The 18811-nt window shown below is 43.9% G+C and carries 19 protein-coding genes and 1 riboswitch; of the genes, 8 read left to right on the forward strand and 11 right to left on the reverse strand.

The annotated features are described in order from the left end of the window. Positions 1–293: 293 nt before the first annotated feature. From CLV57_RS01240 to CLV57_RS01260, 5 genes are all read right to left on the reverse strand, one after another. The gene (locus CLV57_RS01240) at positions 294–1616 is read right to left on the reverse strand and encodes an endo-1,4-beta-xylanase (protein WP_211290010.1); all 1323 of its coding nucleotides are present in this window, start codon (positions 1614–1616) and stop codon (positions 294–296) included. Between the two features lie 161 nt (positions 1617–1777). Continuing rightward, positions 1778–3064 (reverse strand): voltage-gated chloride channel family protein, encoded by a 1287-nt coding sequence (locus CLV57_RS01245; protein WP_100339550.1) that lies wholly within the window; start codon positions 3062–3064, stop codon positions 1778–1780. A 53-nt stretch (positions 3065–3117) separates the two neighbouring features. Further along, positions 3118–3182, reverse strand: a riboswitch (Fluoride riboswitch). Between the two features lie 12 nt (positions 3183–3194). Beyond that, complete coding sequence (locus CLV57_RS01250) at positions 3195–4019, reverse strand: N-acetylmuramoyl-L-alanine amidase family protein (RefSeq protein WP_100339551.1); 825 nt, start codon at positions 4017–4019, stop codon at positions 3195–3197. A gap of 51 nt (positions 4020–4070) precedes the next feature. Beyond that, complete coding sequence (locus tag CLV57_RS01255; RefSeq protein WP_100339552.1) at positions 4071–4502, reverse strand: Fur family transcriptional regulator; 432 nt, start codon at positions 4500–4502, stop codon at positions 4071–4073. Positions 4503–4570: 68 nt separating this feature from the next. Beyond that, positions 4571–5008: a MerC domain-containing protein gene (locus tag CLV57_RS01260; protein ID WP_100339553.1), complete on the reverse strand. Its 438-nt coding sequence runs from the start codon at positions 5006–5008 to the stop codon at positions 4571–4573. A 185-nt stretch (positions 5009–5193) separates the two neighbouring features. Here CLV57_RS01260 and CLV57_RS01265 point away from each other — a divergent pair, with 185 nt between their 5' ends. Then, positions 5194–5601, forward strand: coding sequence for a response regulator (locus CLV57_RS01265; RefSeq protein ID WP_100339554.1), 408 nt, complete (start codon positions 5194–5196; stop codon positions 5599–5601). 5 nt (positions 5602–5606) lie between these two features. Here CLV57_RS01265 and rsmA read toward each other — a convergent pair whose 3' ends face one another. Continuing rightward, complete coding sequence (gene rsmA, locus CLV57_RS01270; RefSeq protein ID WP_100339555.1) at positions 5607–6386, reverse strand: 16S rRNA (adenine(1518)-N(6)/adenine(1519)-N(6))-dimethyltransferase RsmA; 780 nt, start codon at positions 6384–6386, stop codon at positions 5607–5609. Between the two features lie 90 nt (positions 6387–6476). Between rsmA and pdxA the strand changes: the two genes are divergently transcribed. From pdxA to CLV57_RS01285, 3 genes are all read left to right on the forward strand, one after another. Further along, a complete protein-coding gene (gene pdxA / locus CLV57_RS01275; RefSeq protein ID WP_100339556.1) occupies positions 6477–7532 on the forward strand; it encodes a 4-hydroxythreonine-4-phosphate dehydrogenase PdxA in 1056 nt (351 codons plus the stop codon). 103 nt (positions 7533–7635) lie between these two features. Further along, positions 7636–8064, forward strand: a complete 429-nt coding sequence (locus tag CLV57_RS01280) for a CBS domain-containing protein (protein WP_100339557.1) — start codon at positions 7636–7638, stop codon at positions 8062–8064. A gap of 54 nt (positions 8065–8118) precedes the next feature. After that, entirely contained in the window at positions 8119–9372 is a 1254-nt protein-coding gene (locus CLV57_RS01285; protein ID WP_211290011.1) for a DEAD/DEAH box helicase, read from the forward strand. 50 nt (positions 9373–9422) lie between these two features. Here the strand turns inward: CLV57_RS01285 and CLV57_RS01290 are convergent, their stop codons facing one another. Together CLV57_RS01290 and mfd are read right to left on the reverse strand one after the other, a co-directional pair. Continuing rightward, positions 9423–9902, reverse strand: a complete 480-nt coding sequence (locus tag CLV57_RS01290) for a DUF4112 domain-containing protein (protein ID WP_100339558.1) — start codon at positions 9900–9902, stop codon at positions 9423–9425. 562 nt (positions 9903–10464) lie between these two features. Continuing rightward, positions 10465–13818 (reverse strand): transcription-repair coupling factor, encoded by a 3354-nt coding sequence (mfd, locus tag CLV57_RS01295; RefSeq protein ID WP_100339559.1) that lies wholly within the window; start codon positions 13816–13818, stop codon positions 10465–10467. Positions 13819–14042: 224 nt separating this feature from the next. Here mfd and CLV57_RS01300 point away from each other — a divergent pair, with 224 nt between their 5' ends. The 3 genes from CLV57_RS01300 to CLV57_RS01310 all read left to right on the forward strand — a co-directional run bounded on the left by CLV57_RS01300 (position 14043) and on the right by CLV57_RS01310 (position 15798). Next, positions 14043–14450, forward strand: a complete 408-nt coding sequence (locus CLV57_RS01300; protein ID WP_100339560.1) for a DUF4199 domain-containing protein — start codon at positions 14043–14045, stop codon at positions 14448–14450. Continuing rightward, positions 14443–14745 (forward strand): DUF2752 domain-containing protein, encoded by a 303-nt coding sequence (locus CLV57_RS01305; RefSeq protein WP_245856804.1) that lies wholly within the window; start codon positions 14443–14445, stop codon positions 14743–14745. The genes CLV57_RS01300 and CLV57_RS01305 overlap by 8 nt, the downstream gene beginning before the upstream one ends. A gap of 63 nt (positions 14746–14808) precedes the next feature. Next, positions 14809–15798 carry a hypothetical protein gene (locus CLV57_RS01310; protein WP_100339561.1) on the forward strand — a complete coding sequence of 330 codons (990 nt, stop codon included), beginning with the start codon at positions 14809–14811 and terminating at the stop codon, positions 15796–15798. Here CLV57_RS01310 and CLV57_RS01315 read toward each other — a convergent pair. The 3 genes from CLV57_RS01315 to CLV57_RS01325 are packed head-to-tail and all read right to left on the reverse strand — an operon-like array spanning position 15779 to position 17474. Continuing rightward, positions 15779–16399 carry a rhomboid family intramembrane serine protease gene (locus tag CLV57_RS01315; RefSeq protein ID WP_100339562.1) on the reverse strand — a complete coding sequence of 207 codons (621 nt, stop codon included), beginning with the start codon at positions 16397–16399 and terminating at the stop codon, positions 15779–15781. The two genes, CLV57_RS01310 and CLV57_RS01315, sit on opposite strands and share 20 nt — an antisense overlap. A 12-nt stretch (positions 16400–16411) precedes the next feature. Continuing rightward, complete coding sequence (locus CLV57_RS01320) at positions 16412–16768, reverse strand: MmcQ/YjbR family DNA-binding protein (protein ID WP_100339563.1); 357 nt, start codon at positions 16766–16768, stop codon at positions 16412–16414. A 1-nt stretch (position 16769) separates the two neighbouring features. After that, positions 16770–17474 carry a porin family protein gene (locus tag CLV57_RS01325; RefSeq protein ID WP_100339564.1) on the reverse strand — a complete coding sequence of 235 codons (705 nt, stop codon included), beginning with the start codon at positions 17472–17474 and terminating at the stop codon, positions 16770–16772. Between the two features lie 61 nt (positions 17475–17535). Here CLV57_RS01325 and pepT point away from each other — a divergent pair, with 61 nt between their 5' ends. Continuing rightward, positions 17536–18789: a peptidase T gene (gene pepT, locus CLV57_RS01330; protein ID WP_100339565.1), complete on the forward strand. Its 1254-nt coding sequence runs from the start codon at positions 17536–17538 to the stop codon at positions 18787–18789. Positions 18790–18811 lie beyond the last annotated feature (22 nt).

Here is an 18811-nt window from a genome sequence, read left to right on the forward strand (position 1 = left end):
CGTTCGGTATTCTGAGCGGACGGACACCATGCACCACCCCGTCATTGCGAGGCACGAAGCAATCCCGAACTGGATAGGTAGCCCGCATGTTCATACGTTTGGCAATGTGTACAACTATCAGCGGATTGTCGCTCAGGGATTGCTTCGTGCCTCGCAATGACGTGTTGGGTTGATTGACGCAGTTTTCACCCTCCGTCCGAAAGCGTTCGGTATCCTGAGCGGACGGACATCTATATAAAAAGAAAACCCGCTCTGATCAACAAAGCGGGTTTTTCTTTTTATCTGGGGATGTCTTATTTCTTGAAATCAACCACTGCGAAGTAAGCCGGTTTACGCTCTAAGTTAACACCAAATAACAACGGGTAAGCTTTTAAACGCGGACCGCCAAAACCTCTTGGTGGGCCACCTGCCGGAGGACCGCCAGCCGGACGAGCGCCTGCCTGTGGTGCACCTGCCGGAGGGCCACCTGCCGGTGGAGCACCTTGCGGACGTGGGCCTTGACCAGGAGCCGCTTGTGTTGCTGCTGCGCCACCTGCTAAGCTGTTACGGCCATCTAACCAGCTGCCGCGATCTGCCACGTTCCAGAAAGTTACGTTGTTCAAGTATTTCTTGTTCTCGCGGAAGATCTCGAAGATCTCTTTATAACGCGCTGTTTGACGTGCTGACATTTCAGGAGTGTAAGCAGCAATGGTATCAGGCGTTTCACCAGGTTTAGTTGGCCTGCGCACGGTTACGTCAAGCTCAGTTACTTGTAATTTGACACCTAACGAAGCATATTTTGCAAATGCTGCTCTGATATCGTCTGTTGATGGTGTTTCAACCTTCCAGTGGCACTGTAAGCCAATACCGGTAATTGGAATTTTTTTATCTAACAGGCTTTTAACCAGCTTATAAATTTTGTCGCGTTTAGTTGGGTTACTTTCGTTGTAGTCATTATAGTATAACTCCACTTTCGGGTCGGCCTCATGTGCGTAGGTAAATGCAGCAGGAATAAAGTCATCGCCAGCAATTTGATACCAAAGCGAGTTGCGCATAAACACATCCTCTTTATCATCAATAGCCTCATTTACCACATCCCATGCGTAAATTTTGCCTTTATAACGATTTACAACAGTTGTAATATGTGTTTTTAAGCGGCTTAAAAGTACTTCTTTGCTTACATTCTGGCCGGTTAGGCTGTCTTTGAACATCCATGCGCCAACTTGAGTGTGCCATAGTAGGTTGTGCCCACGTATTTTGATGCCGTTCTTAACAGCGAAGTCAACAATTTTGTCGGCGTTTTCCCAGTTCCAAACATGTTCAGATGGGTGAACCGACACCATTTTCATGTCATTTTCAGGCGTAATGCTGTTAAACTCTTTTTTGATCAGCTCGGTCTCGTCGCCACCGGATGTGTTGCGCACATTAACAGCAACGCCAATTGAGAAATAATCTTTGTAATAATCTTTCAGGCCTTTTTCAGCCAAAAAAGCGCTGATAGCGCCATCCTTTTTTACAGCTGGCTTAGGGTCAACCCATTGTACAGCAACAATGGCCGAGCCCAGCGCTAACGCTACAACAGCGTTTTTTGCATGTCGTTTTTTGACAGCGCTTAATGAACGATACAGATTAGACATAATGGTAATGTTTTGTTTATAAAGGTGAATTAAAGTGCTAAATGGTATTGGTTTGCAAAAATGGCGTATTTACGCTCAATTTATAAGCTAATGAAAGAACTTTAGCTGTGAAATATGGCAACGTCACAAATAGTTTACAAAAGCTTAAGCTATTATTTTAATTAGCTTTTAACAGCTGTTTTGGGTACAGCAATGCGTTGTGCGCTGTAAATGCCTGAACTGCCACTACAATAGTAAGCCGTAAAGCAAGCTACAGCAAAAAACAGCACATACTCGCCACCGAATAATTCAACGCCCATCAAAGTACAGGCTAACGGCGTGTTGGTAGCGCCTGCAAAAACGGCTATAAAACCTAAAGCGGCAAACAAGCTTACAGGGGCATCCATTAATAAAGAAAGTGTATTACCTAAAGTAGCGCCTATGTAGAACAGGGGGGTAACCTCGCCCCCTTTAAAACCTGTACCCAATGTAACGGCGGTATAAATGGTTTTCCATAACCAGCTCCAGGTATCAGCGCCGCCATTAGCAAAGGCAGATGGGATGGTAATTGCACCCGGATATTCCGCATCAACGCCTAAGCTTAAATAATCTGGCTTGCCATTTATAAACGTAAGGGCAATAATAATAATGCCACCAATAACAGGAATAAGCCATTCAATTTTAATGAGCTTGGTCATGGTTGCTTTTACCGAATGAACCGCTGTTGCAAAAAGACGCGACGCTAAACCGAATGCTACCGATGCTATGATCACCTTTAACAGCAGTATTGAATCGAAAGTAAAGTAGCCTACCGCCTTTGGAATGATGTCGATATGGTAAGCCGTGTGATGGATACCCCATGCGCTTACAGTCATGTCGCCAACTATGGCCGCTACAAGGCAGGCTAATAATGCATCGTATTGTATACGGCCAATGGTTAATACTTCCAGGGCAAATATAGCACCGGCCAATGGCGTACCGAATACTGCGCCAAAGCCGGCGGCTATTCCGGCAGTGAGCATAATGCGGGTGTCTATAGCATTTAACTTAAAAAGCTTGCTGAAAAACTGTGCTATGCTTCCGCCAATTTGCACTGCCGTACCCTCGCGCCCTGCCGAACCACCAAAGAGATGGGTTATTACAGTAGCAGCTAATACCAGTGGAGCCATGCGTTTAGGCACACCACCGCCCGGCGTATGGATCTCGTCCATGATCAGGTTATTACCACGTTCTGCATTGGCGCCCCAGGCTTTATAAACGTACCAAATGGCCACACCTGCAACAGGCAGCGCATACAATAAGTAAGGGTGTGTAAACCTGAAACTGATGGCCCAGTGCAACAGCCACAAAAACAAGGCTACCATGCTGCCTATAGCAATAGCCATAGGTATAACATACGCAGCGTTGCGTAAAAGGTATTTAAAAGATATCAGTTTAACGGAAGGTAAAAGTTTCGAAAAGGTGCTCATCGCCTACAAAAAATATTTACAGCATTGCTTCACAGCAAAACCATGTAATAAAATAATTTGCAGGCGCCATCAGCTTTTTAAGGCGGTTCAGTCGGAAGACACCATTTCCGTAGAAGTAAATATATAAAAATTAATTGGCTGTTATAGTTGTCTTAAAATTTTTAACAGCGCGTACAATGCCCTGTACAATTTCATTCTGACCATCGTCTGATGCCAGGTATTTTTCCTCTTCAGGGTTGTTAATAAATCCGGTTTCAACCAATACCGCGGGCATAGCACTATGGGCAAGCACCAGTACGCCCTGCTCTTTTACACCAATGCTCTGCCTGCCATCGCTCTTAAATTCCTTGTTCAGGAAATCGCCAAACAGGATGCTATATTTGCGGTACTTTTGCAGGTAAGCGTTTAGCACAATGCGGTTGATAGGGTCAGCAGCATCATAGGTTTTATATTTTTCCTTGTAATCCTTTTCCTGATAGATAGAAGCATTCTCCATTATGGCCTCCCGCTGTTCGGCAACACGGTGGTAGCCGTACACCAGCATCATTACGCCTTTGCGTCGTCCCGGCTTTTCAGGAGAGGAGTTACAGTGGATGGATATAAACAGGTTACCTTCATTCTTATTGGCTATCTCCGACCGACGGTTCAACTCAATAAATGTATCATCAGAGCGTGTCATTACCACGGTTATGCCCGGCATTTGGGCCTTAATGGCATCCCGTAGTTTTTTGGCAATAGCTAAGGCAACTGTTTTCTCGTTAGCACTTGCGCCATGCGCACCCGGATCTTTTCCCCCGTGACCGGCATCAATTACAATGGTTTTAAACTTAAAGCCCGATGTAGGAGTACTGTTTTTGCTGCTATCCTGATATGTAAATGAGCTAAGCGAAATATACGCTATAGAAAGTATAAAGCTCAGCAGGCCGGTTTTTAAACGGGTATACGGTTTCTTCATTAAGAATAGTTTGTTTTGGCTACAAATAAGACCGGAAAAAGTTCTGAAAGTTTAGCTGCATTTAGGGCAAAGGCCTGTTGCGGTAAAATTAAAGCTCTCCAGTTTAAAGCCCGGCGGAAGGGTGATCTGAGGGAAATCATGATCATCTAAACAGTAAACATTATTGCAGTTGGTACAATTAAAGTGCAGGTGCTCATCCCGGTGGTCATGCTCATCACAGTCAGACGAGCACAGGGCATAATTAGCTGTTCCGTTAAGGTCAAATACTTTATGGATGATGCCTTTCTCTTCAAATGCGCTTAAAATACGGTACAGGGTTACACGGTCAACATTGCCTATCACACTTTCAAGGTCGGGCTGAGAGGTAGCAACATTTTTTTGTGAAAGCATAGATAACACCCTTAAGCGTGGTTCGGTACGTTTAAGGTTATGTTTTTTAAGCAAATGCTCAAAATGCTGTTCGCTGTTGTGTGTATGTGCCATTGAGTTACCGTTAAATAAACAGAGCAACAAATTTACTAACAATACAATGTGATTAACAATAGTTTATGTTAATCATGCAGGTGCCCTGCATGCCTGCGGTGTTTCAGGTGAAAAAAATGAGTTTCGGTACTGCAGCTATCCACATATTTATAGTTTAAAAAGTGCGCCAGTGCTATGGTTAAACCACCCACCGGAACCACAATAGCTTCTATCCACCCGTGTAATAATGTATGCCCCGCAATTATTACAACAAACCCTCCCAACAACAACAGTAATGGCGCAGGGCGTTTATGTGTACGAAAGTAGGACAAGAAAATGGATGATACGCCTAACAATAAAGCCAGCAATATCATTCCCCATTCAAAAAGCGGATGCGTTAAAAAGCCTAACCCGGCCAATGGCAAAAAGGTAAGCATCAGCGGTACTACCGCGCAATGAAGCGCGCATAGCGTTGATGCGGTTATACCTATCCGGTCAAGTCGGGAACTGCGTTTTTTTGCCGTCACACCACAAATATACACAAATGCAATGTAGTTGCATTTTATTTTTTTATGATGATATTGAAATGACGTAGGGATATAATAAAAGTATAATCAGTTATATTTGTTTAAACCTGTAACTTTGCAGAGAAACAATCGTATACAACTAACAGGAGTATAACTTTTTTAAATCCCGATACGTATAACAAAGCATGAGTACCGATAATAAACCTGTAAGCATCTTATTAGTTGATGATGATGAGATAAATAATTTCATCTCTATCAAGCTGATAAAGAAGGCTGTTGAGAACACCGAAATATCGGCCTGTTTAAACGGCAGGTTTGCTATTGATGAGCTGTTGCAAATACAAAAACGAGATCCTAACGAATTGCCCGACTTTATTTTATTGGACATTAACATGCCGATAATGAACGGCTGGGAGTTTTTAGACGAGTACCGCCGACTGAATATTGACCCGGCAGGTAAAACCAAAATATTTATTATCTCATCGTCTGTTTTTAGTAACGACATCAATAAGGCTAAATCATACCCGCTGGTACAAAACTTTATCTCTAAACCTTTGAGCGTTGATAAGATAAAGGAAATGTTTGCAGTGTAAAGATATTACCTTGAAGCAGCTACACGTTTTGTAAGCGCCACAAAGTCATCCACGCTTAACCGTTCCGCGCGTAACTCCAAAGTAGCATCTTCGCCCATTTTCTCTTTGTTGATCAATGCCGATATAGCGTTGCGTAATGTTTTTCTACGTTGATTAAAGCCCGCTTTAACTATTTGCCAAAACAGTTTCTCATCACAATCCAGCGTCTCTTTTTCATTTCGTGTTAAACGTATAACAGCCGAGAGCACCTTAGGTGGCGGATTAAACACACCCGCTTTCACCGTAAACAGGTATTCAACCTTATAATAAGCTTGCAAAAACACACTTAAAATACCGTATTCTTTACTGCCGGGTTTGGCAGCGCAGCGCTCAGCGACTTCTTTTTGAAACATACCAACTATTTCAATAACCTGATGGCGGTTATCCAATATCTTAAAAAGTATTTGCGATGATATGTTGTAAGGAAAGTTGCCGATCACGGCCATCGGGCCGCTAAAGGCTGCGGCAAAATCCATTTCTAAAAAATCAGCGTTGATGAGCCTGTTGCCCAGCTCAGGGTACTTTTTTTTAAGAAACTCGTATGATTCTGTATCAATGTCTATCAAATGCACCTCATAGCCTTCGCGCTGCAGTAATATGTCTGACAGGATGCCCATGCCCGGGCCAACCTCCAGCACCTGGGTATACCTACCTTCGGGGCGCAGCGCATCCACAATTTTAGTGGCAATGTTTTTATCTGTTAAAAAATGCTGACCTAAATGCTTCTTCGCCCTAACTAATGACATATTACAGTATATATATTGAACAAATTACGTCATATTTGTTCTTTTATCAGGAACGAAAGGCCTAAAAATCTTTTTATTATATAGAATAACATGAGCGAGAAACCTAAGGTTGGTATAAGTATAGGTGATGTAAATGGCATCGGATTAGAGATCATCATCAAAACACTTGCCGACAGTAAAATACTGAACTACTGTACGCCAATTGTTTATGGCCACGTTAAACTGGCATCGTTTTACAAAAAGTCTACCGAAATAAACGACCTTAATTTTAACGTAATAGCCCATGCAGCGCAGGCGCAGCACAAACGCGCTAACCTGATAAACTGCTGGGAAGAAGAAGTGAAGATTGAACCCGGCATCCCTAATAAAGACCTTGGCAAGTTTGCTTTCTCGTCGCTTGAAAAAGCTACTGCCGATCTGCTTTCGGGCGAGATAGAGGCGTTGATTACAGCGCCAATCAATAAAGACACTATACAAGGAGAGAACTTTAACTTTCCCGGCCATACCGAATACTTGCAGGATGCAGACAAGGCGAGTGATTCATTAATGTTTTTAGTGAGCGATACTTTAAGGGTAGGCGTAGTGACCGGCCATATACCGGTATCGCACATTGCGGCCAATCTTTCTACCGAAAAAATTCTGGCTAAATTGAAGCTGATGAATACCAGCCTGAAGCAGGATTTCTGGATACGCAAACCCAAAATTGCTGTTTTAGGTTTGAATCCCCATGCAGGCGACAACGGTTTGTTGGGCCACGAAGAGCAGGATATTATTATCCCCGCTATTGAAGAGGCAAGGGCGGCAGACATACTGGCATTCGGTCCGTACCCTGCAGATGGCTTTTTTGCCAACGGCACTTACATGCAATTTGACGCGGTACTGGCCATGTACCATGACCAGGGCCTTATCCCATTCAAACAGATAGCATTTGAATCGGGTGTTAACTTTACGGCAGGTTTAAACTTTGTTCGTACTTCTCCTGATCATGGCACTGCTTATGATATCGCCGGAAAAAACAAAGCTTCTGAGGTATCATTCCGTGAGGCATTATTTACTGCCATTCACATAGTGCGTAACCGTAAAGAAGGACTGGAACTGGCCGAAAATCCGCTGGCATTTACCAAACTTAGCAGGGACAGGGATTAGCAATACAAAGTGGTTACATGTGTAAACAATTAAAAATAAATCAGTTAAAGCTTTTTTATTTAAATTGTTTGTTGTAATATAGTAATACCAATTATAACCACTTATGAGAAAAGTTGCAGACATCCTTAGTAGGAAAGGCACGGCTGTTATCAGCACTGATGCCGCTACATCCGTTTTAGACGCCTTGAAACTCATGGCCCAAAAAAACGTGGGCTCGGTAGTTATTACCGAAAACAACGAATATTCCGGACTGCTAACCGAGCGTGATTACGCCCGTAAAGTGGTTTTAATGGGCCGCTCATCCGAAGATACTTTGGTGCGCGATATTATGAGCACCGATATGCCGCGCGTTGCGCCTGCCAGCACTATTGATGATTGTATGCAGCTGATGAGTGATGCGCACGTGCGCTACCTGCCTGTTTTTGCCAATAACATGCTGCTGGGTATCATCTCTATTAATGATGTGGTTACAGAAACCATTTTGTTTCATGAGCAAACCATTGAGCACCTGCAAAGCTACATCCAATCCTGAGGGCAAGCGTAATACGCTTATTTTTACTTAACTTGGCACTTTTACAAGTATATAGTGACGTTTCAGGAATTTAATTTTAACGAACAGTTAGCCGAGGGAATTAGCAGCATGGGGTTTACACAAGCCACGCCTATACAGGCTATGGCTATCCCTGCAATTTTAAATGGCAAAGATCTGATTGCCTGCGCTCAAACAGGCACGGGTAAAACAGCCTCTTTTTTATTACCCGTAATGGAGTTGATAGGCCGCAGCAATGTTGAACAAACAACCGCGCTTGTGCTTACCCCAACCCGCGAACTGGCGCAGCAGATAGACCAGCAGGCCGAGGGTTTGGCTTATTTTACAGGTGTAACTTCAATAGCAGTTTTTGGCGGTGGCGATGGCAGCGTTTATGAGCAGCAGCGACGTGGCATCCAAAACAATGTAAACATTATAATAGCTACGCCGGGCAGGCTCATAGCGCACCTTACATCGGGCGTGTTAAAGCTTAACCATATCAGGTATTTGATATTGGACGAAGCCGACCGCATGCTGGATATGGGCTTTAGCGATGATATTATGCGCATTATTAGCTATTTGCCTAAAGAGCGCCAAACACTGCTGTTCTCGGCCACTATGCCGGGTCGCATACGAACGCTGGCTAAAAAAATATTGACAGACCCTGAGCAGATCAACATTGCCATATCTCAACCGGCTGTTGGTATTGACCAGCAAATTTACCGCGCGCACGACCAGCAGAAAGTGCCTTTATTACAGCACATTTTAAAGGAAGGCGACTTTGTAAGCACCATTATTTTTGCTTCGCGAAAAGAAATTGTGAGGTCTTTAAGCAAAGAATTGAAAAATGCAGGCTTGAAGGTTGAAGCATTTCACTCAGATCTGGAGCAGAAAGAGCGTGAAGATATCCTGCTGCAATTTAAAAACAGGCTGTTACCGGTTATTATAGGTACCGATGCGCTTTCGCGGGGTATTGACGTAGAAGGTATTGACCTGGTTGTGAATTTTGATGTACCCGGCGATGCCGAAGATTACATACACCGCATTGGCCGTACAGCAAGAGCTGAAACCACAGGGACCGCTATTACCTTTGTAAACCACCGCGATGAGCGCCGTTTAAAAAGCATTGAGGAGCTGATGGATAAAAAGATAACCCAGCACCCTTTGCCTGAACATATTGTAGGCATTGCCGAGGTTAGAACAGCCCACGAAGCCAAGCCCAACAAAAATCGCCGCAGTGGAAATAACAATCGCCGCAAGCCTTTTAACAAAGGTAAAGGCGGAGGTAAAGCGCCGGCTGCAAATAGCTAATACTGCATCGGGTACAATCCTTTTGAACCAACCTTAGCTTATCAGAGCTATCAAAAAAGTTCGAATAACCATAGCAGAATCAGGTAAGACACATACATAGTTGCCGCAAGGCCAATTACCAATACTATTATTATTACTGCGATAATGCCGTTACCGCTGCCTTGGTGTTTGCCTTCCTGGTAATGCTCTTTTAGCAGTTTAATGTTGCGGGTATTTGCTTTAAAATAGAAGTCCGTGATCTGCCCTAAGAGGGGAATCCCGCCAAGAAGTGCATCAACGGAAATGTTAACCGCCATTAAAATAAGTACCTTACGACTTACCGCACCGTTCTTTGCAATTACATAAAGCAGCATTGCTGATACGATAAAGCCGGAAACATCTCCAGCAAAGGGGATAAAGTTTAGAACAGGATCAAGCCCAAAGCGAAACTTTGTACCGGGGAGGCGGAATTTGTCGTCCATAACGGAGGCTATTCGCTCAACCCATTTCAATTGCCCTGTGAGGGCTACGTTTTTTGGTAAATGTTTCATTCTAACAGAAAAATAAAAAGTAGCTGGATTTGTTTTGGGAACTTTTAGGCAGCATCTACTTAGGTTACAAAAGGTGGAGTGAATAAATAACTACTTAGCAGTGTTGGTAGATGGTAGTTGTTAGGGCGTACGTCTGCTTTGGAAGCGGACAGTTACTGATGGGGTAACGCATCGCGCATTTCCCAACCCGTCTTTGCGAGCGATAGCGTGGCAATCCTGAGCGACAAGCCGCTGATAGATGAACGCTCGTGATTAGCGGATAAACACGTGGGATAGCTATCCAGTCCGGGATTACTTTCGTACCTCGCAATAAACTGCGTTTAAAAGCAAATAATATTCGAATAATTTTTCGTTGTTATTTAGTTATTGTGTTTGTTCTTTAAATCCCTCCTTGGGGAGGGGTGCGGCTGCCTGTGAGGTGGCAGGGAGGGGTTAGCACGGCGGTGTAGCACGCGAATTAACCCCTCCCTACCCTCCCCGAGGAGGGATATGTTGGCATTTTGTTTTGCGGTGTCCGTTCGTCCGGATTTAAGGGCATAAGCAGACGGACACCCGAGAAAACTTACACGCTTTCGGGTTCCAATATAGAAGTTAGCAGGTCAACCGCTTCGTCAATATCCCTTACATCTTCAATACCTAAGCGCAGGGTGTTTTTCACTTCCTTTAAACTGGTGCGGCGTGGATTGCCTTGCACAAAGCCTAATATGCTGCGGAACACCGGTGTTTCAAAGTAAGCCGATTGCTGGTTGGCAATGAAATAGCCCCGCAATACGCCTTTTTTTAATGATATTTTTTCGAAGCCTAAAGCCTTGCCCAACCATTGTAAACGCATGGTGTTCAGTAAGTCGTTCACCTGTGGTGGTATAGGGCCAAACCTGTCGTGCAGTTTTTGCTGAAAGGCCAGCAGCTCGGTTTCGTTCTCTAATTTGGATAGCTCGGAGTAGAGATTGTAACGTTCAGACAAACTGGTTACATACTCATTAGGGATGAGTATTTCCATATCGGTATCTATCTGCGTAAAGCTGATGAATGATTTCGGCTTATCCTCAGGGAACAATCCTTTAAACTCATCGTCTTTCAACTCCTGTATGGCTTCGTCTAGTATTTTATGATACATCTCAAAGCCTATCTCGGCAATGAAACCGCTTTGCTCGGCACCCAAGAGGTTACCACTGCCGCGTATATCCAGATCTCGCATGGCAACGTTAAAGCCGCTGCCGAGATCTGAAAACTCCTCAATGGCGCTCAAACGCTTACGTGCCTCGTTGGTCAAAGTTGATAACGGCGGACTCAGCAAATAACAGAAAGCCTTTTTATTACTGCGCCCAACACGACCCCGCATCTGGTGCAGATCGCTCAAACCAAACATATGGGCGTGGTTAATGATGATAGTATTGGCGTTAGGAATATCCAAACCGGCTTCAATAATAGTAGTAGCCACTAATACATCATATTCATGGCTCACAAACTTGAGCATAACATCTTCCAGGTCATCGCCCTCTAATTGCCCGTGTGCAATACCTATGCGCGCTTTGGGCACCAGCTTGCGTATCAATCCGCCCAGTTGTGGCAGATCGGCTACGCGGTTGTGGATGAAGAACACCTGTCCTCCCCTGTCCAGTTCGTATTCAACGGCCTCTTTTATCAGCTTATCATTAAACACATGCAGCTCGGTAACTACAGGCTGGCGGTTAGGTGGTGGTGTGGATATGATGGACAAGTCTCGTGCGCCCATCAGTGAGAAGTGCAGCGTACGCGGTATTGGTGTAGCTGTTAGCGTAAGCGTATCCACATTGGCACGCATTTGCTTTAGTTTCTCTTTGGTGCTTACGCCGAACTTTTGCTCCTCGTCAATGATCATCAGGCCGAGGTCTTTAAACTTAACATCCTTACTCACCAAGCGGTGTGTACCAATGATGATGTCAACCTTACCTTCTTTTAATTTCTCCAGCGTCTGTTTGATCTGCCCGCTTGATTTAAAGCGGTTAACGTAATCAATATTAACAGGGAAGCCCTTTAGCCTGTCGCTGAATGTTTTGTAATGCTGTGCCGCCAAAATAGTGGTAGGCACCAATATGGCTACCTGCTTGCTATCTGCCACGGCCTTAAATGCCGCACGAACGGCTACCTCTGTTTTACCAAAACCTACATCCCCGCAAATCAAACGGTCCATAGGGTGTGGCGATTCCATATCGCGCTTAAAGTCGGCAGTAGCTTTTTCCTGGTCGGGCGTATCTTCGTATATAAAAGAGGCCTCCAGTTCGGTTTGCAGATAGCTATCGGGCGAGAAAGCATTACCCTGTTGCGCCTTACGTACAGCATAAAGCTTGATAAGGTCGCGGGCTATGTCTTTAACTTTTTTTTTTGTGGTTTTCTTTAGCTTCTCCCAGGCATCGGTACCCAGCTTGTTCATTTTGGGTACGGTGCCCTCTTTGCCACTGTATTTTGATATGCGGTTAAGCGAGTTGATGTTTACATACAACAGGTCGTTATCGGCATAAATCAGCCTGATCATCTCCTGCTGTTTACCGGCTACTTCCACCTTCTCCAGGCCTGCATATTTGCCTATGCCGTGGTCAATGTGGGTAACATAATCGCCGGGCTTGAGGTCACGCAGTTCTTTTAAAGTAATGGCCTGCGAGCGCTGATAGCCCTTTTTAAGCTTATATTTGTAGTAGCGATCAAATATCTGATGGTCGGTATAACAGGCTATCTGCTGCTCCCGGTCAATAAAACCTTCGCGAATAGATATATTAACCGGGGTAAACTTGGTGGTTTTATCCAGGTCATCCAAAATGGCGTATAGGCGCTCAATTTGCTTTGCCGAATCGGTAAGGATAAAGTTTTCAATATGCTCAGCCTCATTGTTTTTAAGGTTATGAATGAGCAAGTTAAAATCTTTATTGAACGATGGCTGCGGGCGCATGTCAAAGTTAACCACCTCTGTAGCCTGATAGAAAAACTGCTTACCAAACTCAATTACCGGAAAATCATGCAATTGGTCGGCAATCAGTTTATCATCTGTAAAACTGAATTTGGGGTCTATCCACTCGGGGTTTTTATTTTTCTCTTCGGCAGATAGCGCATTCCACAGTTGTGTAGCTTTTTTATAGCCGGTTTGAATTACATCAAACGTAAACTGTACATCCTTTATCCATACCTGGCTACCCGGGTCAATATATTCCAGCAGCGATATGTTATTCTCTGTAAGAAATTTAGACTGCACGTTAGGTACAATGGTAATGCTCTTAACATGCTCAACAGATAGCTGGCTCTCTATCTCAAATGTGCGGATAGACTCTATCTGATCGCCAAAAAATTCAACGCGATAAGGCAGATCATGCGAGAACGAAAAGATATCGACAATACCACCACGAATGGAGAACTGACCCGGCTCATACACAAAATCAACACGCTCAAAATCATATTCTACCAAAAACTCGTTCACAAAATCAATTCCGAGTTTGTTGTTAACGGATATCTCAAGGGTGTTTTTTTCTAAGGATGCACGGTCAATTACCTTTTCGGCCAAAGCCTCAGGGTAAGTAACTATCAGCTGACCAAATTCCGTAGCGTGGTTCAGCTCATTCAATACCTCTGCACGCGCCAGTACATTGCTGCTATCGGGCTGGGTAAACTCAAATGGCTTACGGTAAGATGATGGGAATAACAGTACTTCCTTACCGGTAAGGTTTTCCAGGTCTGCCTGAAAATAGCCGGCTTCTTCACGTTCGGGCAGCACAAAAACCATGTGCTTATGCTGCAAAAAGTACAAAGCTACCGCCAGGGTTGCATCTCCAGATCCAACCAAACCACGAAGCTGTATGCGAGGGTTTTTAGTGCTGTTAATGGCTGTAGCCAGCGCCTTAACCCGGTCATCAGCTTTATATCTGTCTAATATATCACGGATGTTCAAAGCGTTGCAAAGATAGCAAAAAGGATGCCCGATTAATGCTTTTTAAATTGATGACACCGATTTGATTGCCATTATAGCGCATTTATGAGTAAGCAAATGCAAACAAACGTAAAGCTTGCCAAAACAATATTGCCCCAAAAACACTTTTTATGGTAGTTTAAGTACATATGATGTTGTAACAGCATTTGTATAACACAATCACAACAACAAATAACCTTACAAAAATGAAAAATGCATTAACCTGGGGCCTGGTCATCGGCGTATTAAGCGGACTATGGCTGTTTATCATGCACTGGATGGGGTATGATATTAAAGATGATAAGGCATCGCCTTACGAATACTTTTCTGTACTGATACCGGTAGTGGTACTTTTACTGGGGATTAAAAGCTATCGTGATACAGTGCTTGGCGGCAATATGAGCTTTTTAGAGGGCCTGATAGAAAGTTTTAAAATTTTACTTGTAGGTGGTGTATTGGCTGCTTTTGCAGGTATAGTTTACATTAACTACGTTACCGAAGGTAATAATTACAGCGCATTTTCGGGCAGGTTATTCGGGGCGCTGCTTGTTGGTTTGTTAAGCGCTTTAGGCGTATCTTTGGTGCTGGCCACCAAATCAAACAAGCTTGATTAAGAAATTATTTTCTAAATATTTTGAACTGGTATTCTGGATCGCAGCGTTAATAGCTTTGGCCACCTGCGATCCGGCCCAACCATCTCATTTCACACTTTGCCCTTTTAAACTTTTAGGTATTAGCTGGTGCCCTGGCTGCGGCATTGGCCACGCTATAGCTTTTTTATTTAAAGGCGAAGTTGCTCAATCTATAAACGCCCATTGGTTTGGCATACCAGCCTTAGGCATTATAGCCTGGCGCATTTTCACATTAAGCCGAGAAGCTATACGTCCTCGCCAGTTGTTATTTCAGTAAGCCAATTGCAACCTTTTGGCTTTCACCTTTTAGCTTTCATCTCCCAACAGTATCTTTGCCGGCATGCCCGCATCCGTTTACTCGCCTTTTGATCGTCTTAATTTCAGCAAACGCAATTGCTTTTTAACAGGAGTTGCACTTAATAGTGAAGAGGAAAGCATTCAGGTTTTTCCGCAATGGTTAATGTCTAAATATAACCTGGAAGACGAGCCTTTTAAAATGCTTGATGAAAGCATGGCTACCTATAAAGACCTGAAGTTGCCTTGCAGCGCAGTAGTTAACGAGACTTACATTGAGCCTGTGGAAGCCGAGATGGAGACGGCCTTCAATAGTGGCTACGAAGCGGTAAAACAGTTGGATGAGTTAAAGCTTTTTCAATGGGCAGGCAAGGTTCTGTACGGTATAATTTTTAATGAGTTAAGAGCAGGCATCCAACAACAACGCCAGCAAGGTGAGGATTTTAATATTTCGGAGTCTATCATTCACAAGTTCAGCAATCTGCATTTAATGCTGCAAAGCCTTAACTTGAATATTGAATTTGAGGACTTTAAGCCGTTCAGTTTATTGCTTTTTAAAGTTAATAATGCCGAAGAAACCTTTGGCTACCGCGATGAGATCAATACGCTTACCTTCTCGTTACGCATAAATGATTTTGGGTTGATCATCTGCTTTCAGGACAATGGTGCCAATAAAAGTTACCACCGTGATATATTAGCAAAAGTTGAAGCTCAATGCCTCCACCCTATTCAATTTGAAGAACTCAACGCACGTATCTTTTACTCTGCATATTTATTCAACCGCCTGCCCGAATACACCACTATGGTTGTTGGTGACGAGATTTACATAGAAGCGATGCCATTGCGTAGCATGACCGGTAAACCGTTATTTGACCATTGGCAAAACAAAACCTACGGGCAGGTATTGGAGAGTTTCTGGAAAAACTGGGGCTTTTTGCTGTTAGAGATCATTAAGGACCCTGAAAACCCTATAAGCTTCCTGCTGGATACTGAGGGCAACTTTAAGCCCGCTGATACTATATCACTCCCCCTTTAACCTGTTGAATAAAGCTTTGCAAAACATCAGGGTGCAGTATGGCGGTGATGAATAAACCGCATAATGCGCCATACATGTGCGCATCATGGTTGATATTGTCGCGAGAGTGCTTTGAAGCAAAGTGGCAGTATACCAAATAAAGCACACCAAAGATGATAGCCGGTATAGGAAACGGAATAGGCAATATCATCATTTGGCTTAGCGGAGAATACATAATAAAACTAAATATTACCGCGCTCACCGCTCCGGAAGCACCCAGACTATGATAATTATAATGGTCTTTATGTTTTGCTACCGTCGGCAGATCGCTTATGATCAAACTGGCTAAATACAATACACCAAATTGCCAGTGACCAATGTAAACCTCTAACTGAAAAGCAAAGAAATAATAACTCAACATATTAAAGAACAAGTGCATCCAGTCCTTATGTATAAATCCGCTTGTTAGCAATGTAATAACATTTTGCCCACGAGATACACTGTAGGGGTGCAGCATCATTCTGCCGTACAAGTTTTCGTTAGAAAAAGCCAGCAGCGAGCAGGCAATAGTTATAGCGAAAAAGAAAGAGGCAACCGGTGCCAGCGTTAGGTACTCACTCATATGATAAGTTTATCAGGTTAATTGGTCAATTTCGGCCTTTAGCTTTTTGGGCAGGCCATTATATACTTGCGTGTACGAATGATCTATCATTTCGCGCAGCTGTTTAACAGTTAGACTGCCGTCCATGTAAACAGTGTTCCACAACTTTTTATTCATGTGATAGCCGGGTTGCACTTCTGGATGCTGCTCGCGCAATTCAATAGCCAATTCAGGATCACATTTCACGTTGAAGCTGTTACCCGTATTCAGGCCGGTGAGCAGAAACATTTTTCCAGCCAATTTAAACACCAAGGTATCCTCTCCAAAAGGAAAACCTTCGGTAACTCCCGGTTTGGCCAGGCAATAATCACGCAGTTCCTCTATATTCAAATTAGTTAATGGTTTTATAAAATGAGCTAACTGGACCAAAGTTGAATTTCACACCAAACACAAACTGGCGGTATTGATCCGGCGCATTGTTTCTAAACTTGCTTGAAGGGTCGGCATAGCCATCTAAACCCTCTCCCCAGGTAAAGTTATGTACATAACCCAAATTAACTGCCATAAATTGCTCTCCGTAGCTATTGAAAAGCCTGAACTCGTAACCAAAACGAATTGGCACCATAAGATTTGTACTTTTATCCTCGCCCGGAAATTTATAGTCTGTACCCGGCCGTGTACGCACAATATAGGTCATGTTGTTGTTTATAAACCCAACGCCGCTACCTATATAAAAGTCTTTTATCATGCGTTTAAAGTCGCTATAGTCGTAGTCAATTATCTGGCCCAAATACAGGTCGCCGTGTAATATTATGGCTTTGTAGTTATTGGTAAACTCCCTGTTATTAGGATCATCTTTAATACTTCCGCCTGATATATTACCGGTTTGAAATTCGAGCCCAACCGGCAGATATGGAGAAATGTTATAATAACCGGTAACATTAAACGCAAAGGTGTTCTTCCCCTGGTTCAGATCTACATAAGGGTAAACAGCGCTTACGCCACCTCCTATTCCGAACGCGTTGTAATTATAAGTTTGTGATCTGGCGACCAGCGTCGCCGCGGTTAGGAAAAAAAACAAAAGCAGCTTCTTCACAATAAAAATTTAATCAATTTTGCTATTAACAGAGAAATACAGCACTTTACATCGCAAATATATGAACTTTAAGTTAGCCAGCCGCTTTACAGTTACCGAACGCTTCCTAAAATATGTGGTTATTGACACACAATCTGACCCTGAATCGCTAACCTGCCCTTCAACAGATAAACAGAAGGATCTGGGGCGCGTGTTAGTAGCCGAACTTCTGGAAATGGGCATAACCGATGCACACCTGGATGAGCATGGCTATGTATACGCTACCGTTCCGGGCAACACCGATAAAGCCAATGTACCTGTGATCTGCTTTTGCTCTCATATGGATACCTCGCCGGACTGTAGCGGTGCCGGCGTGAAGCCTTTAATTCATAAAAACTACCAGGGAGCAGACATTGTATTGCCGGATGACCCAACACAGGTGTTGCGGATGGATGAACACCCCGACCTGAAAAACCAGATAGGCCATGATATCATAACCGCCAGTGGCAACACGCTGTTAGGCGCTGATAACAAAGCCGGGATTGCTGAAATTATGGATGCCTGCTACCAACTCATGCAAAACCCTCAAATTAAACATGGCGATATCAGCATATTGTTTACGCCCGATGAAGAGATTGGCCGCGGGGTTGATAAGGCAGACATGCAGAAACTGGGCGCTTATGCCGGCTATACCATTGATGGCGAGAGTGCAGGCAATATGGAAAATGAGACCTTCTCGGCGGATGGCGCTAAGCTGATCATCCGGGGGATCAGTTCGCACCCGGGTTTTGCCAAGGGGAAGATGCAGAGCGCTATTAAAATTGCAGGACAGATAGTGGCTGCGCTGCCTTATGACCTGTCGCCGGAAGGTACCGAGGCCATGGAAGGCTTTTTGCACCCGGTGAGTATAAGCGGGCATGTGGAGCAGGCGGAGGTTGATTTCATTATCCGCGATTTTGACGATGCCAAGCTAATAGAACATGCTGACATAATACACAAACTAACCGAACTCATATTAAAGAACCACCCCGGCTGTACGTACGAACTGCAGGTAAAAGAACAATACCGCAACATGAAGAACGTGTTGGACCAGCATCCGCAAATTGTGGAGTATGGCATGGAGGCTATCCGTCGTGCAGGGTTGGATGCCAGGCTTTGCAGCATACGCGGCGGGACAGACGGTTCACGCCTATCTTTTATGGGACTGCCCTGCCCCAACATATTTGCAGGCGAACACGCTTTTCATGGCAAGCAGGAATGGGTGTCTGTTCAGGATATGCAAAAGGCTGTTGAAACCATTTTGCATTTGTGTACTATTTGGGAAGAAAGAGCTTAACGCTATCCATCAATATCGTTTC

It is taken from the genome of Mucilaginibacter auburnensis (assembly GCF_002797815.1).
GTDB lineage: Bacteria > Bacteroidota > Bacteroidia > Sphingobacteriales > Sphingobacteriaceae > Mucilaginibacter > Mucilaginibacter auburnensis.

Bases quoted from the DNA above. Each gene is read 5' to 3' on its own strand.
- CLV57_RS01240 (WP_211290010.1), bottom strand. From the start codon at position 1,616: ATGTCTAATCTGTATCGTTCATTAAGCGCTGTCAAAAAACGACATGCA.
- CLV57_RS01245 (WP_100339550.1), bottom strand. From the start codon at position 3,064: ATGAGCACCTTTTCGAAACTTTTACCTTCCGTTAAACTGATATCTTTT.
- CLV57_RS01250 (WP_100339551.1), bottom strand. From the start codon at position 4,019: ATGAAGAAACCGTATACCCGTTTAAAAACCGGCCTGCTGAGCTTTATA.
- CLV57_RS01255 (WP_100339552.1), bottom strand. From the start codon at position 4,502: ATGGCACATACACACAACAGCGAACAGCATTTTGAGCATTTGCTTAAA.
- CLV57_RS01265 (WP_100339554.1), top strand. From the start codon at position 5,194: ATGAGTACCGATAATAAACCTGTAAGCATCTTATTAGTTGATGATGAT.
- rsmA (WP_100339555.1), bottom strand. From the start codon at position 6,386: ATGTCATTAGTTAGGGCGAAGAAGCATTTAGGTCAGCATTTTTTAACA.
- pdxA (WP_100339556.1), top strand. From the start codon at position 6,477: ATGAGCGAGAAACCTAAGGTTGGTATAAGTATAGGTGATGTAAATGGC.
- CLV57_RS01280 (WP_100339557.1), top strand. From the start codon at position 7,636: ATGAGAAAAGTTGCAGACATCCTTAGTAGGAAAGGCACGGCTGTTATC.
- CLV57_RS01290 (WP_100339558.1), bottom strand. From the start codon at position 9,902: ATGAAACATTTACCAAAAAACGTAGCCCTCACAGGGCAATTGAAATGG.
- CLV57_RS01300 (WP_100339560.1), top strand. From the start codon at position 14,043: ATGAAAAATGCATTAACCTGGGGCCTGGTCATCGGCGTATTAAGCGGA.
- CLV57_RS01310 (WP_100339561.1), top strand. From the start codon at position 14,809: ATGCCCGCATCCGTTTACTCGCCTTTTGATCGTCTTAATTTCAGCAAA.
- CLV57_RS01315 (WP_100339562.1), bottom strand. From the start codon at position 16,399: ATGAGTGAGTACCTAACGCTGGCACCGGTTGCCTCTTTCTTTTTCGCT.
- pepT (WP_100339565.1), top strand. From the start codon at position 17,536: ATGAACTTTAAGTTAGCCAGCCGCTTTACAGTTACCGAACGCTTCCTA.